Source organism: Limimaricola sp. AA108-03, from assembly GCF_050847355.1.
Taxonomy (GTDB): Bacteria; Pseudomonadota; Alphaproteobacteria; order Rhodobacterales; family Rhodobacteraceae; genus Limimaricola.
Genome location: NZ_CP193755.1, coordinates 466,283 through 480,141, shown reverse-complemented (window position 1 = coordinate 480,141; position 13,859 = coordinate 466,283). Strand labels below are relative to the sequence as shown.

At 65.6% G+C, this 13,859-nt stretch carries 15 protein-coding genes and 1 pseudogene; 9 read left to right on the top strand and 7 right to left on the bottom strand.

All coding sequences use genetic code 11. The annotated features are described in order from the left end of the window. The first annotated feature begins 3 nt into the window (after window positions 1-3). Window positions 4-585: a rhodanese-like domain-containing protein gene (locus tag ACRAQ3_RS02455; RefSeq protein ID WP_432255545.1), complete on the top strand. Its 582-nt coding sequence runs from the start codon at window positions 4-6 to the stop codon at window positions 583-585. 27 nt (window positions 586-612) lie between these two features. On the opposite strand, the gene ACRAQ3_RS02450 is transcribed toward ACRAQ3_RS02455, so the two are convergent. Further along, a complete protein-coding gene (locus ACRAQ3_RS02450) occupies window positions 613-1,086 on the bottom strand; it encodes a DsrE family protein (protein ID WP_432255544.1) in 474 nt (157 codons plus the stop codon). Between the two features lie 228 nt (window positions 1,087-1,314). Here ACRAQ3_RS02450 and ACRAQ3_RS02445 point away from each other — a divergent pair, with 228 nt between their 5' ends. After that, window positions 1,315-2,712 (top strand): MBL fold metallo-hydrolase, encoded by a 1,398-nt coding sequence (locus ACRAQ3_RS02445; RefSeq protein ID WP_432255543.1) that lies wholly within the window; start codon window positions 1,315-1,317, stop codon window positions 2,710-2,712. A gap of 8 nt (window positions 2,713-2,720) precedes the next feature. Beyond that, window positions 2,721-3,173 carry a beta-lactamase hydrolase domain-containing protein gene (locus tag ACRAQ3_RS02440; RefSeq protein ID WP_432255542.1) on the top strand — a complete coding sequence of 151 codons (453 nt, stop codon included), beginning with the start codon at window positions 2,721-2,723 and terminating at the stop codon, window positions 3,171-3,173. A gap of 37 nt (window positions 3,174-3,210) precedes the next feature. Here ACRAQ3_RS02440 and ACRAQ3_RS02435 read toward each other — a convergent pair whose 3' ends face one another. After that, on the bottom strand, window positions 3,211-3,522 hold the full coding sequence (locus ACRAQ3_RS02435) for an ArsR/SmtB family transcription factor (protein WP_269398422.1): 312 nt from the start codon (window positions 3,520-3,522) through the stop codon (window positions 3,211-3,213). 95 nt (window positions 3,523-3,617) lie between these two features. On the opposite strand from ACRAQ3_RS02435, the gene ACRAQ3_RS02430 reads away from it, so the two are divergent. The 4 genes from ACRAQ3_RS02430 (at window position 3,618) to ACRAQ3_RS02415 (ending at window position 7,228) form a co-directional block, all read left to right on the top strand. Beyond that, window positions 3,618-4,052: a YeeE/YedE family protein gene (locus tag ACRAQ3_RS02430; protein ID WP_432255541.1), complete on the top strand. Its 435-nt coding sequence runs from the start codon at window positions 3,618-3,620 to the stop codon at window positions 4,050-4,052. Window position 4,053: 1 nt separating this feature from the next. Beyond that, window positions 4,054-4,497: a DUF6691 family protein gene (locus ACRAQ3_RS02425; protein WP_432255540.1), complete on the top strand. Its 444-nt coding sequence runs from the start codon at window positions 4,054-4,056 to the stop codon at window positions 4,495-4,497. Next, the gene (locus tag ACRAQ3_RS02420; protein ID WP_432255539.1) at window positions 4,494-5,411 is read left to right on the top strand and encodes an MBL fold metallo-hydrolase; all 918 of its coding nucleotides are present in this window, start codon (window positions 4,494-4,496) and stop codon (window positions 5,409-5,411) included. The genes ACRAQ3_RS02425 and ACRAQ3_RS02420 overlap by 4 nt, the downstream gene beginning before the upstream one ends. A 62-nt stretch (window positions 5,412-5,473) precedes the next feature. Next, entirely contained in the window at window positions 5,474-7,228 is a 1,755-nt protein-coding gene (locus ACRAQ3_RS02415; RefSeq protein WP_432255538.1) for a SulP family inorganic anion transporter, read from the top strand. Between the two features lie 52 nt (window positions 7,229-7,280). Here the strand turns inward: ACRAQ3_RS02415 and ACRAQ3_RS02410 are convergent, their stop codons facing one another. Beyond that, window positions 7,281-7,862 carry a L,D-transpeptidase gene (locus ACRAQ3_RS02410; protein WP_432255537.1) on the bottom strand — a complete coding sequence of 194 codons (582 nt, stop codon included), beginning with the start codon at window positions 7,860-7,862 and terminating at the stop codon, window positions 7,281-7,283. Between the two features lie 247 nt (window positions 7,863-8,109). Here ACRAQ3_RS02410 and ACRAQ3_RS02405 point away from each other — a divergent pair. After that, window positions 8,110-9,075, top strand: a pseudogene (locus tag ACRAQ3_RS02405) (IS5 family transposase). 208 nt (window positions 9,076-9,283) lie between these two features. Here ACRAQ3_RS02405 and ACRAQ3_RS02400 read toward each other — a convergent pair. The 3 genes from ACRAQ3_RS02400 to ACRAQ3_RS02390 form a co-directional block, all read right to left on the bottom strand. Then, a complete protein-coding gene (locus ACRAQ3_RS02400) occupies window positions 9,284-10,486 on the bottom strand; it encodes an IS256 family transposase (protein WP_432254231.1) in 1,203 nt (400 codons plus the stop codon). A 70-nt stretch (window positions 10,487-10,556) separates the two neighbouring features. Continuing rightward, the gene (locus tag ACRAQ3_RS02395; protein WP_432255536.1) at window positions 10,557-11,006 is read right to left on the bottom strand and encodes a hypothetical protein; all 450 of its coding nucleotides are present in this window, start codon (window positions 11,004-11,006) and stop codon (window positions 10,557-10,559) included. Between the two features lie 76 nt (window positions 11,007-11,082). After that, window positions 11,083-11,469: a hypothetical protein gene (locus ACRAQ3_RS02390; protein ID WP_432255535.1), complete on the bottom strand. Its 387-nt coding sequence runs from the start codon at window positions 11,467-11,469 to the stop codon at window positions 11,083-11,085. A gap of 254 nt (window positions 11,470-11,723) precedes the next feature. On the opposite strand from ACRAQ3_RS02390, the gene ACRAQ3_RS02385 reads away from it, so the two are divergent. After that, window positions 11,724-12,683, top strand: a complete 960-nt coding sequence (locus ACRAQ3_RS02385; protein WP_432255534.1) for an aldo/keto reductase — start codon at window positions 11,724-11,726, stop codon at window positions 12,681-12,683. Between the two features lie 74 nt (window positions 12,684-12,757). Here ACRAQ3_RS02385 and ACRAQ3_RS02380 read toward each other — a convergent pair whose 3' ends face one another. Next, the gene (locus ACRAQ3_RS02380; protein ID WP_432255533.1) at window positions 12,758-13,843 is read right to left on the bottom strand and encodes a 4-oxalomesaconate tautomerase; all 1,086 of its coding nucleotides are present in this window, start codon (window positions 13,841-13,843) and stop codon (window positions 12,758-12,760) included. Window positions 13,844-13,859 lie beyond the last annotated feature (16 nt).

Sequence of the window (13,859 nt, the reverse complement as noted above, 5' to 3'; positions counted from 1 at the left end):
ATCATGATCCGCCTTGCAGCCGTCCTTGCCCTCCTTGCCGCACCTGCGCTCGCCGAGCCGGTCGGCATCGACGCCGACCGCATGTCGGTCACCGTCGAGACGCCGGACGGGCCGATCGAGATCATGCGCGAACAGGACAACGAGGCGGTCATCACCGGCGACTTCGCCAAGACGTCGCGCGCCTGTCCGCCCTTCTGCATCCAGCCGATGACGCCCGCCGAGGGCGTCACGACGATCGGCGAGCTGGAACTGCTCGACATGTTGGAGGATCCGGAGGCCGTGGTGATCGACAGCCGCACCCGCGACTGGTTCGAAGGCGGCACCATTCCGGGGGCGATCCACCTGCCATGGGACGTGATCACCGACCGATTGGGCGAGCTGAACTGCGAGCCGGATTTCGAGGGTTGGGACTGTTCGGAGGCGCCGCGCGTGGCGCTGTTCTGCAACGGCCCGTGGTGCGGCCAGTCGCCCACCGCGATCCGCGCGATGATCGGCGCCGGCTATCCTGCGGAGAAGATCAGTTATTACCGGGGTGGCATGCAGGTCTGGCGGCTGCTCGGGCTTACCGTCGCAGCAGGGCGCTGAGCCGCGCGAGGCGGCCCAGCGGCGGGTTCACGGCTTGACGTAGGTGTAGCCCTGCCCCTGCAGGTAGCTCAGCTCGGCCACGCCCGAGGGGACGATCTGGTCCTCGAACACCTCGAACAGGTCCTCCTCGTAGCTGATGTCACGACCGGTCAGCGTGTTGTTGCACACCAGGAAGACGACGTTCTGACCGCGCAGGCTGGTCACGTCCATCTGCAGCTGCTCGTTCTCCATCGCGTTCTGCAGCAGCCCGACCCCGTTGCCATGCAGGACCACCTTGACCTCGATATTGTCGCGGCCCACGGCGTTGATGTGGTTCTGCACGTTGCGCAGCGCGCCGCGATAGGCCTTGTCGTCCTCGCCGCCATTGCCGTTGATGTGGTAGACCACCTTCTGCTGGCCATAGCGGTCGCTGTCCTGCGCGGCGGCATTCCCCGCCGCCAGCAATGTCAGCACCGCAAGTCCGGCGGCCAACACGCCGCGCATCCGTTTCAGTATCGTCATTTCGTCCTCCCTTGAGCGGGCATGGGCGGCATGCCCTACCGCGCCGATCGAGACGGCGCTCCTCCGCACCGACTCCGGCTGCGCCCTTTTGACGCATTCACACATTCAACTACGTATAAACCTTCTGTCCACCCTTCTTCCCGTTGCAGGCGGGCAGGCGCCGTCTCCCGGCACCACCGGAACCCTCTCCGAAGCATTCCCGTTTGCGCATGTGAAGGAGGACCTGCCATGACCCTGCGCTTCGAACAGATTCTGGCCGACGGCGTCGCCGAATGCTCCTACCTCTTGGGGGACGACGCCGCGCATGTCTGTGCCGTGGTCGATCCGCGCCCAGACGTAGACATATACCTGGAGGCGGCACGGCGCTTCGGCCTTGCCATCACCCATGTGTTCGAAACCCACATCCACGCCGACTTCATGAGCGGCGCGCGCGAGCTGGTCGACCGGCTCGGCGGACAGGCCAAGCTCTATGTCAGCACCGAGGGCGGCGCGGAGTACGGCTTCGACCACGAGACCGTGCGAGACGGCGACGAGTTCCGCTTTGGCGGGCTGCGGATGAAGGCGCGCTTCACTCCCGGCCACACCCCCGAGCACATGTCCTATTTCCTCTATGACGGCGACACCAAGACGCCTTGGGGCGTGCTTTCTGGCGACGCCTTCTTCGTCGACAGCGTCGGCCGGCCCGACCTGATGGGCGACGACCAGACCGAGGAGTTGACCGAAAAGCTGTTCCACACGGTGCGCGACGTGTTCATGGCGCTGCCCGACGACGTGATCATCTATCCCTGCCACGGCGCCGGATCGGCCTGCGGCCCCGATATCGGGGACCGCATGTCCTCGACCATCGGCTACGAGAGGCGCTTCAACGACTACGCGAAGATCGAGAGCCTCGAGGAATTCAAGAAGGTGATGCAGGCGGACGCCCCGCCGGTGCCGACGCATTACCCCCGGCTGAAGAAGGTGAACGCCAAGGGCCCGGAGGTGCTGCGCAACCTGCCGCGCGTGCCACCCCTCACGGTCGACCAGTTCGCCGAGGCCACCGAGGGCGGCGCGCAGATCGTCGACACCCGCGACATGATGGATTTCGGCGCAGGCCACGTGAAAGGCAGCCTCAACATCGGCGCGCGGCCGGAACTGTCGGTCTGGGCCGGGTGGCTGCTAGATCCGGAAAAGCCCATCCACCTCGTTCTGCACGAGGATGGCGACTTGCCCGAGGTCGTGAAGCTCCTCTGGCGCACCGGCTTCGACCGGTTCGGCGGCTATCTCGCCGGCGGCATGAGCGCCTGGCGCGAGGCCGGTCGCGATTTCGCGCAGATCCCGCAGATCTCTGTGCATGAGCTGAAGGACGCGCAGGACATCACGCCGCTCGACGTGCGCAAGCCCGACGAATGGCAGGACGGCCACGTGCCGGGCGCGACGCATGCCTTTCTTGGTGAGCTGCGCGAGAAGATGAACGATCTCGACCGCGGCAAATCCTACGCGACCTACTGCGCCAGCGGTTTCCGCGCCAGCATCGCGGCAAGCCTGCTCGCGGCGCATGGCTTCGAAACCATCCGCAACGTGCCGGGCAGTTGGAAGGCATGGAGCGCCGCCGGCTACCCGGTCGAAACCCCCGAGCAGAAATGAGGACCAAGATGGACAACGTCATAGAGATCGACAGCAATCACAGCATCGCCCGCTTCGCCCCGGACGAAACCACGCTTCGGAAAGCGGCCGAAGAAGGTTACCGAAGCGTGGTGAATTTCCGAACCACGAACGAAAAGCAGGAGGTCGCCCCCGACGAAGAACGGCGCATCGTCGAGGAGGCCGGGCTGAGCTATCTGCATCACCCGGTCTTTCCCGACGCGCTCGACGACGAATTGGTGGACGATTTCCGGCGTTCCCTCGACGACCTGCCGCGGCCCGTCCTGCTGCATTGCGCATCGGGCAAGCGCGCGGGCGCGATGACGCTGATGGCGCTCGCCGCCGAGCAGGGCCTCGACGGCGATGCGGCCCTCGCGAAGGGTCGCGCAGCCGGGGTCGATCTGTCGCAAGAGAAGATCGGCCAGTTCGTGAAGGACTATGCGGACCGCAAGACCAAGGCCTGATCCTTGCCCTGCGCCCGGAGTTGCCGGGCGCGGGCTCTCACCGCGCCTCGCGCGCGCAATACAGCTTGTGCAGCGTCTCCAGCACGGCGGCGACCTCTTTGCCGGTGACGCTGTAATAGATCGTCTGAGCGTCGCGGCGGCCCTCGACGAGCCCCGCCTCCTTCAGCCGCTTGAGCTGTTGCGACATGGTCGGCTGCGACATGTCGCAGATCCGGGCCAGTTCCCCCACCGACCGCTCGCCATCGACCAGCCGACACAGGATCTTCAGCCGCGCCTCGGAGGCCAGCATGCCCATCAGCGCGGCCGCGCCCGCGATGTCGCCTTCGAGGAAATCGTCGGTGATTTTCATATGCTGCCCATTGAATATTAGATAAGACGAATATATAGATGTCCTGAAACAAGACAAGCGCGACGGCGTTGACCGTCGTATCACGGAGTCGAGAGATGGAAACAGAGTTCACCCCTTGGCTGTCGCTCGGCGGCGGCATGATGATCGGGGCCTCGGCGGTGCTGCTGATGGCCACCAATGGCCGGATCGCCGGCATCAGCGGCCTCACCTCGCGTATCTTCGCCCGCTCGACCGATGGCGAGGCGCGCGGCGTCTCGGCGCTGTTCGTGCTGGGCCTGCTCCTGGCCGCGCCGATCTGGATGCTGGTCTCGGGCGAGTGGCCGCAGCAATGGGTGCCGTCTAGCCCTGCCCTGATGGCGGTCGCGGGCCTGCTGGTGGGCTTCGGCGCCACCTATGGCAATGGCTGCACCTCGGGCCATGGCGTCTGCGGCATCAGCCGCGGCTCGATGCGCTCGATCACCGCCACCGTCACCTTCATGGCCGCGGCCTTCGTCACGGTCTTCGTCACCCGCCACCTGATCGGAGGCTGAGATGAAACAGCTTTTCGCGCTTCTCTCCGGCCTGATCTTCGGCTTCGGCCTGATCGTCTCGGGCATGTCCGACCCGGCCAAGGTGCTGAACTTCCTCGACGTGTTCGGCACCTGGGACCCGAGCCTCGCCTTCGTCATGGGCGGCGCCATCGCGGTGACGGCACCGGGCTTCGCGCTTCTCACCCGCAACCGCTCGCGCCCGTTCTTCGACACCGAGTTCCGCATTCCGAGCCGGACCGACCTCGACCCCAAGCTGCTGACCGGCGCGGTGCTGTTCGGCACCGGATGGGGGCTTGGCGGCTTCTGCCCCGGCCCGGCGCTGACCGCGCTGCCGATCGCGGCCACCGGAACGCTGATCTTCGTGCCCTTAATGCTGGTCGGCATGTGGCTGGCCCGGCACACCCCTGATCTCTCCCTGCCCCTCAGCAAAGGAGCTACCCAATGACCGACCCCCTCAAGAGCCGCGTCGTCCGCCATTCGCCTTCGACCGGCGAAGGCAGCCCCGATGTCTGGGGCATCTACGAGCCCGACACCGGGTCGATCCAGTACATCTGCGCCGATCCGAAGACGCGCCAGGCGGCGCTGATCGACGTGGTCTGGAATTTCGATCACCGCAACGGCAAGTTCTCGACCGAGAGCATGGACCAGGTGCTCGACCTCGTGCGCGACAACGACCTGAAGGTGCAGTGGGTGCTCGACACTCACCCGCATGCCGACCACGTCATGGCCTCGGCCCATCTCAAGGAGCGCACTGGCGCCCCCAACGCCATCGGCGCGCTGGTGCCCGAGATCGCCAAGATCTGGGCCGACATCTACAATCTGCCTGATGCCTTCGAGCCGAGCCGCGATTTCGACCACCTGTTCGAGGAGGGCGAGACCTTCAAGATCGGCGAACTCGACGCGCGCGTCATGCTTTCGCCCGGTCACACGCTGGGATCGATCAGCTATGTCTGCGGCGATGCGGCCTTCGTGCACGACACGCTGATGCAGCCCGACATCGGCACCTCCCGCTCGGACTTCCCGGGCGGCAAGACGCACGAACTGTGGGATTCGATCCAGGACATCCTCGCCCTGCCGGAAAACACCCGGCTCTATGTCGGCCACGACTATGGCGGGCCCGAGCGCGACGAGCCGATGTGGGAGGCCACCGTGGCCGAGCACAAGGCGAGGAACAAGCACGTCAAGGATGGCACCGCGCGCGAGGACTTCATCCAGCGCCGGCAGGAGCGCGACGCGACGCTGCCGCTGCCGCACCGCATCATCGAGGCGCTGCAGGTCAACCTGCGCGGCGGGCGGCTGCCCCCGGCGGAGAATGACGGCAACCACTACCTGAAATACCCGGTCAACCGCTTCGACTGAGCCTGACCCCGGGCGGCCCGAGGGCCGCCCGCCCCCCTTCGACCACGCATGGACCTGCCGCGATGACCCTGCCTTCGCTTGCCCGCTACCTGCCGATCCTCGACTGGGGCCGCCGCTACGACCGGGGACAGTTCACCGGCGACGCGGTGGCGGCGGTGATCGTGACGATCATGCTGATTCCGCAATCGCTGGCCTACGCGCTGCTCGCAGGCATGCCGCCCGAGGCCGGGATCTACGCCTCGATCGCGCCGATCCTGCTCTACGCGATCTTCGGCACCTCGCGCGCGCTGGCGGTGGGCCCGGTCGCCGTCGTGTCGCTGATGACGGCCGCCGCGGTGGGCAACATCGCCGAGAGCGGAACGGCGGGCTATGTCGCCGCCGCGCTGACGCTGGCATTCCTGTCGGGCGCGATGCTGCTGGCGCTGGGGCTGTTTCGGCTCGGGTTTCTGGCGAACTTCCTGTCGCATCCGGTAATCGCGGGCTTCATCACTGCATCGGGCATCCTGATCGCGGCGAGCCAGCTCAAGCACATCCTCGGCATCAAGGCCGAGGGTCACACGCTGATCGAGATCGTCTCCAGCCTGCTCGCGCATCTGGGCGAGACCAATTTCATCACTCTGGCGATCGGCACGGCGGCCACCGCCTTTCTGTTCTGGGTGCGCGGCGGGCTGAAGCCGCTGCTGCGCCGTATCGGCCTCGGGCCCCGCATGGCCGATATCGGCGCCAAGACCGGCCCGGTGCTGGCGATCCTCGCCACCACGCTGGCGGTCTGGGCCTTCGACCTCGGCACGCGCGGCGTCGCCATCGTGGGCGAGGTGCCCCAAAGCCTGCCCCCGCTTACCCTGCCCTCTTACTCGCCCGAACTGCTGTCGCAGCTCTTCGTGCCCGCCCTGCTGATCTCGATCATCGGCTTCGTCGAGAGCATCTCGGTCGCGCAGACGCTGGCTGCCAAGAAACGCCAGCGCATCGATCCCGATCAGGAGCTGATCGGTCTCGGCGCCGCCAATATGGGCGCGGCCTTCTCGGGTGGCTTTCCGGTCACGGGCGGCTTCTCGCGCTCGGTCGTGAACTACGACGCAGGTGCCGAGACGCCGGCCGCAGGGGCCTTCACCGCCGTGGGGCTCGCGCTCGCCGCGCTGTTCCTGACACCGCTCATCCACTTCCTGCCCAAGGCGACCCTGGCCGCGACGATCATCGTCGCCGTCCTGAGCCTCGTCGATTTCTCGATCCTGAAACGCGCCTGGGCCTTCAGCCGCGCCGATTTCGCCGCCGTCTCGGCGACGATCCTGTTGACGCTGGTGTTCGGCGTCGAGGTCGGCGTCACGGCCGGCGTGGTCACGTCGATCCTCGTGCATCTCTACAAGACCTCGCGGCCGCACATGGCGGTGGTCGGCCGGGTACCCGGCACCGAGCATTTCCGAAACGTGCTGCGCCACGAGGTCGAAACCCAGCCGCACGTGCTGACGCTGCGGGTCGACGAGAGCCTCTATTTCCCCAATGCCCGCTACCTCGAGGATCAGCTCTCGGCCTATGCCGCCGACAAGCCGGAACTCACCGACGTCGTGCTGATGTTCCCGGCGGTGAACGAGATCGACCTCTCGGCGCTGGAATCGCTCGAGGCGATCAACACTCGGCTCAAGGACGCGGGCATCCGCCTGCATCTGAGCGAGGTGAAGGGTCCGGTGATGGACCGCCTCAAACGCAGCCATTTCCTCGACGAGCTCACTGGCGAGGTGTTCCTCAGCCAGCACGAGGCGGCGTGCAAGCTGGCCGAGGCCGGGCCCAAAGCCCCACGGCCCGTCCGCCAGAGCGCCTAGTTCGGCCTCAGCACCGAACCGATCAATCTGCCACCCAAGTAGCGATTGGAACTCAGGCCATGCCAGAATTGGGATACAGGAACACCTGCGTCTCCAGCGGCACCTTTTCATAGAGCTCGATGATTTGGTCGTTCACCAGCCGGGCGCAGCCGTTCGAGACGGCGGTCCCAATGGTGGAGGGCGCGTTGGTGCCGTGGATGCGCAGGAAAGTGTCGTAGCCGTCCTTGAACAGGTAGAGCGCCCGGGCGCCCAGCGGGTTGTCGATCCCGCCCGGCATGCCGTCGGCCCATTTACCGTAGACCACCGGCTCGCGTTCGAGCATGCCGGGGGTCGGGGTCCAGCTCGGCCATTCCTTCTTCGCCTGGATCAGGAAGGTCCCCGCCTCGTAGAGATCGTCGCGGCCCACCCCGACCGCGTAGCGCAGCGCCCGCGCGTCCGGCAGCGTCCAGTAGAGCGCGAACTCGTCGGGCATGACGTGGATTTGCCCGGCCGGGATGCCGTCCGCGATGGCCACCTCGCGGGGCGGGATCACCGCGGCCTGCGCCGCGCCCTCATGCGCCGGCGCCCGGCCGGCGGGCAGCGCGGCACCCGCGAAAGCAGCGGCCGTTCCCTTGAGAAAGCCTCGTCTCAACATGCGTCACCTCGTCTGTTTCGTCCCGGCGTCGGCGGTTGCCGCGCATGGGGCTTGATGATGATGGCCCCGCGCTGGCACCGGTCGGTCCGAGAGCCAAGGCGGGGGTGCGTCCATGCCGTGTCGAATGCATCGGGCTTAAGGCAGCCTTACGACCGCTGGGGCGCGTCCTGTCTTTCTGACACCGACGCTGTTGCACATATCGGTGAAGGGGATTCACCGAGCAGGTCCTGACGGTTAGCTCGAGGGCATGCCGAAGCCTTCCCCGACCCGCTATCGCACGACGAACTGGTCCGACTACAACGCGGCGCTGCGCAAGCGCGGCTCGCTGTTGGTCTGGTTCGACCCCGAGACGATCTGGCACGCCGGCAAGACCGGCAAGCGCGGGCGGCCCGAGACCTTCTCAGACGCTGCGATCCAGACATGCCTCACCCTGAAAGTGCTCTTCGGGCCTCCGCTCCGGCAGACGGTCGGGCTGGTCGAGAGCCTGATCCAGATGGCGGGGCTGGATTGGCCGGTTCCGGACTATTCGACGCTGTGCCGCCGGCAGGCGCGGGTCGCGGTGCAAGTCCCGTATCGCGCGTCAGGACAGCCGCTGAACCTGCTCGTCGACGAGGCATCGCCCGCCATCGGTCCGAGGACGATGCCGAATGGCATCAAGTTCCGCGGTGATGGCGAGTGGCAGGCCCGCAAGCATGGCCCGTCACGTCGGAGGCAATGGCGTAAGGTCCACATTGCCATGGACGCGGGCACCGGGGATGTGCGCGCGGTCGAGTTCACCTCGAGCCGCCAAGGCGACAGCCCGTTGCTGTCGGACTTGCTGGCGCAGATCCCGCCGGAGGAGACGATCGGCACGGTCATCGCCGACGGGGCATACGATACACGACGATGCCATGGCGCGATCATCGACCGAGGCGCCGACGCTGTCATACCAATCCGGCGTAATGGCCGCGCCTGGACAGAAGACTGTCCCGCGGCTGCCGCGCGAAACAAGATCCTGCGGGCAGCCCGGCGCATGGGCCGGACGCTCTGGTAGACGTGGACCAGCTATCACGTCCGAAGTCGGGTCGAGGCTGTGATGAACTGCCTGAAGCTCTTCGGCGAGAGGATCATGTCACGAGACCCCGATCGCCAGACCGCCGAAATCCAGATCCGCATCGCCATCATGAACCGCTTCTCGGCCCTCGGCAGGGCCGAGATCGAAGCCGTCCGCTGAAGAAAGGCGGGAAAGGGGGCAGTCATGCCCAAGGCTGCTTTGTGCAACATCGCCCCGAACCGCGCCGAGTGCTGGACTTGTTTCCCAAGGTGATTTCGAATGCGAACCGAATGTTGGAGCGAAGCCATGGAACAGCGGCAGGTCGATCGTGTCCCACGACGTGGTGTAGCTCTTGGCTGGCCTGACTGGTGTCGGCGGGCCGAGCTGATCAGTCCGTCTGCGCGGCAGGCAGGCTGACGATGGGATCGTCGCAGACTGGCGCGAGCGTTTCCAGCGTCATGTAGCGGGAGCGCTGCACGGCCCATTCCTCGGTCTGCTCCATCAGGATCGCTCCCACCAGGCGACGGATGGCGGCCTCATTGGGGAAGATGCCGACGACATCGGTGCGCCGTTTGATTTCCCCGTTCAATCGCTCAATCGGATTCGTGGAGTGCAACTTTGCCCGGTGCTGCTGAGGAAAGGTCATGTAGGCAAGGACATCCTCTTCGGCCCCGTCCATGAGGGTGGCGAGCTTCGGCAGCTTGCCCCGCATCTGGTCGGCCACGAGGCGCCATTGCGTTCTGGCCGCGCTGTGGTCGGGCTGGGCAAAGGCCGTGGCGATGAAGGCCGAGACCACGCGCCGGCTGCTCTTGCCGGCATGGGCCAAGGCGTTTCGCTGGAAATGTACACGGCACCGTTGCCAGGTCGTGGACAGCACACGAGCCGTAGCGGCCTTGATGCCTTCGTGGGCATCGCTGACCACCAGCTTCACGCCGGACATCCCTCGGCGCACGAGATCGCGCAGAAAATCGGTCCAGAACGTCTCCGCCTCGGAGGGCCCGATGGCCATGCCAAGCACCTCGCGACGGCCATCGGTGTTCACACCCACGGCGATGGTGACGGCGACGGACACGATGCGGCCGCCTTGGCGGACTTTCAGGTAGGTGGCGTCGATCCAGAGATAGGGCCACTCGCCCTCGATCGGTCGAGTCAGGAAAGCATCGACCCGCTCGTCGATCTCCTCGCACAGCCGACTGACCTGGCTCTTCGAGATGCCGGTGCCGCCCATGGCCTGCACGAGATCGTCCATGGCGCGCGTCGAGACGCCATGCACATAGGCTTCCTGAATGACCGCCGTCAGCGCCTTCTCCACGGCTCGCCGGGGCTCGAGAAACGAGGGGAAGTAGCTTCCCGTCCGCAGCTTGGGAATGCGCAGCTCCACGTTCCCGGCCCGCGTCTGCCAGTCCCGGTCACGGTAGCCGTTGCGCTGCGCCCGACGCTCAGGGCTCTTCTCGCCATAGGCGGCGCCGGTCTGGCCGCCGACCTCGAGCTCCATCAGGCGCTCGGCGGCAAAGCCGATCATCTCGCGTAGAAGATCCGCATCACCGCTCTTCTCGACGAGCTCTCTCAGGTCCATCATGGGTTTGGTCATCGGGGGCATCCCTCGGTTCAGGTTGGCTTTCGCAACCCGACCCTACCGAGAAACCCGATGGCCGCCTCAGCTACACCACGCCCAGGGACATGACCCGGAGAGCCATCTCGGCAGCAATTCGATCGAGGGTCGCTTCATGGGCCGCAATGAAGCGCAAGAGCGTCTGCCGTACTTCCAGAAGCTCCCGTCCGCGTTCGCTGTAGACGGGACAATCGCGGACCTCGCCGTGCTGACCGTCCCTATCGAAATGGGTCTCGATATACCGGCGCTCCGTATGCAGCACCTCGGATGCAAGGTCGGTTTCTACGAGGTCTCGTAGCGCTTCAAAGGACGCCGCGTACCGCTGGTCGAAGGGGTCACGATCGGCCAGATGGCGCAATGTACGAGCGACGAACCCGTGGTCCCGGCTATTGCCACCAAGGGTGACGGCGCGTGCGGACTGCTCGAACTCACGCCCAAGTTGGATCGTGGTGGTGGCAAGATCGTCCAGCGAATGTTGGACAGCTGCTTTCGAAAACATCGATACCTCATCGTTTGCACGACCCGAGCGGCGGTGCGTCAAGGCTCGGCCCCCAAGTCAGGAGCCAAGCAAAGGATCATGCGGCAAAGGACCCTTCATCCGCGAGCATCGGCCGGTCGATCTGAAACAGGAGATCTTCGAGTAACTCGGTCAGTACGCAGATCGTTTCGACTTCTGCCGAGCCCGGATGCAAGTTCGAAAACAGCTCGGTCTCGAGGCAATCAGGGTCACCGACGTTTTCGAGGGCCAGCAGGGAGTGGATGGCGACGAGGTTCCGCCGAATGCGAAAATCCATTCGCGTCGCCGCCTCCAGTTGGAGTGCGCAGGAGTGGACCCGGCTCTCGCCGGCCTCCCCGCCCAAATATCGTGCTGCAACCGCCAAGTCCTGTCCATGGTCGAGGAAGAGGGTACGCGCGAGGTCGAAGGTTTCGCGCGTGTGTTCAGTATGAGTGAAGTCGAACATCGACTGTCTCTTCTCGGTTTGCGCTACTCCGTTGCGGCAGCTTCAAGCTCCCCTACCCTCCTCTCTGGGGATGTCCGTCGTGGCTTCAAAAGGAAGGTTGGCCGGGCGGAAAAAACACGAAACGAGATTCTTGATTTTTCTCAGTGCGGCCGAACCGTGCCGAGAGCTGGACTTGTCTCCCCAGGTGATCTCGAATGCGAACCAACTGTTGGAGCGAAGACATGAAACAGCGACGGGTCGGACGAACGGATTTGATGATCGACACATTCGGTATTGGTGGCGCACCGCTCGGCGGAAACTTCGTCGATCTGGACTACGCCCAAGCGGCCGAGCTGATACGAGCCGCACAGGAAGCAGGGCTCCGCTATTATGACACGGCGCCATGGTACGGCTTCGGCCGGTCGGAACGTGTCATGGGCGATATGCTGCGCGGTACGGACTACGTACTGTCGGACAAGGTTGGTCGACTTCTCAAGCCCGGTGGGGTCGAGAACCCCGAGGACTACGGCATGATTGACCCACTGCCGTTCCACGTCGTCTATGACTACGGCTATGACGGCATCATGCGGGCCTTCGAGGACAACCTCCAGCGCCTGGGGCTCGACCGCATCGACATCTTGCTGGCACATGACATCGGTGCCTTCACGCATGGCGACGACAACGCCCGCCATTTCGCGGATCTCGCCGAAGGCGGCTATCGTGCCATGGACGAGCTGCGCAGATCCGGCCAGGTCAAGGCGATCGGTCTGGGCGTCAACGAGAACCAGGTCTGCATGGACGCGCTCGGGATCGGCGATTGGGACGTATTTCTCCTCGCGGGCCGATACACGCTCTTGGAGCAGTCACCGCTCGATACGCTCTTCCCGGCTTGCCGGAGCGCAGGCACCACGATCATCTGTGGTGGCCCCTTCAACTCAGGTATCTTAGTGGGCCGCGAGACCTGGAACTACGCACAGGCCCCGGTCGAGATCGTCGAAAAGGCACGCGCGCTCGCAGATGTGGCTGATGCCTTCGCGGTGCCATTGGCAGCGGCCGCCCTGCAATTTCCGCTCGCAAATGACCTCGTCACCTCGGTGATCCCGGGGCCTCGCGACAAGGGCGAACTTCAGCAGAATCTCGAATGGTTCATGACGCCGATTCCGCGCGACTTCTGGGTCACCCTCATGTCGAAGAGGTTATTGCATGAGGGCGCACCGGTTCCGGCGGGTAACTAATAAGAATATGCGATATGCCACTGCTTCGATGATCGAAAAGGTTTCCGCAGAACTTTAGCCTGGCAATATATTGATTATGGGGCCCACACCGACCTTGGCACGAAGACCTTGCCCTCCGCGAGCTTTCGTGCGGTGCGCAGGAGCCCGGCCGCCTCGAGGGTAAAGCCGCCCTTAGTCGAATACTCGACCAGCACGTCAATCGTGCCCGAGGCGTGCTCCAGCACCACGTTCGCGGGCGAGCCCGCGGGACGCTCGGCCAGACCGTCGGCCACCGTGCCCGGGGTCAGGGCGCAGGAAGCCAGGCATTGCGCCCCTGTCACCGCCATCGAGGGATGGGTGTTCCATGGCATGAAATAGCGCGTGGCGATCGAGCCACCGCCCTGCGCGGGCGCGAGCAATCCGAACTTCGGCGTTACCGACTTGGCCACGTCGCCCATCCCCATGCGTCGCCCGGCCTCGAGCCGCACCGCCTCGATCCGCGCGAAGAGATCGCGGTCCGCATCGAGCTCGGCCGCGCTCTCGTAGCCCGTCACGCCGAAATCCGCGGCCCGGCCGATCACCATCGGCATGGCGACGTCCATGCAGGTGACCTCGACCCCGCCGATCTCGTCGCGCAGCTGCCCGGTGGGCAGGAAGACCCCGGTGGCCGAGCCGACCACGCCGCGGAAGCTCAGCTCGACCGGCGCCGCCGTCCCCCGCACCCCGGCGATGGCCGCCTCGCCGTCATAGGACAGCCGCCCGCCCGGCGTCATCACCCGGGCCACGACCCGCGCGCCGGTGTTGACCGCGCGGATCTTCACCTCGGTGACGTCGCCGGTCACCGGCGCCAACCCCATCTCGATCGCCGCCGGGCCGACGCCGGACAGGATGTTGCCGCAGGTCGGCTTGAAGTCCACCAGCCGCTCCGCGACCGCGACCTGCGCGAAGAAGTAGTCGACATCGGCCCAGTCGTCCTCTGAAGCCGAGAGCATCGCCACCTTGGTGGTCACCGCCGCGCCGCCACCGATACCGTCGATGTTGAGCGGGTGCCCGGCGCCGAGCGCCGCGATCAGCACCTCGGCCAGTGTCTCGCGGTCCTCGGGCAGGTCCGAACGCCGGAAATACGGTCCCCGCGACGTGCCACCGCGCAGGAAGAGAAAAGGTATGCCAGTTTGTGTCATGGGGCCTCCGGATTCG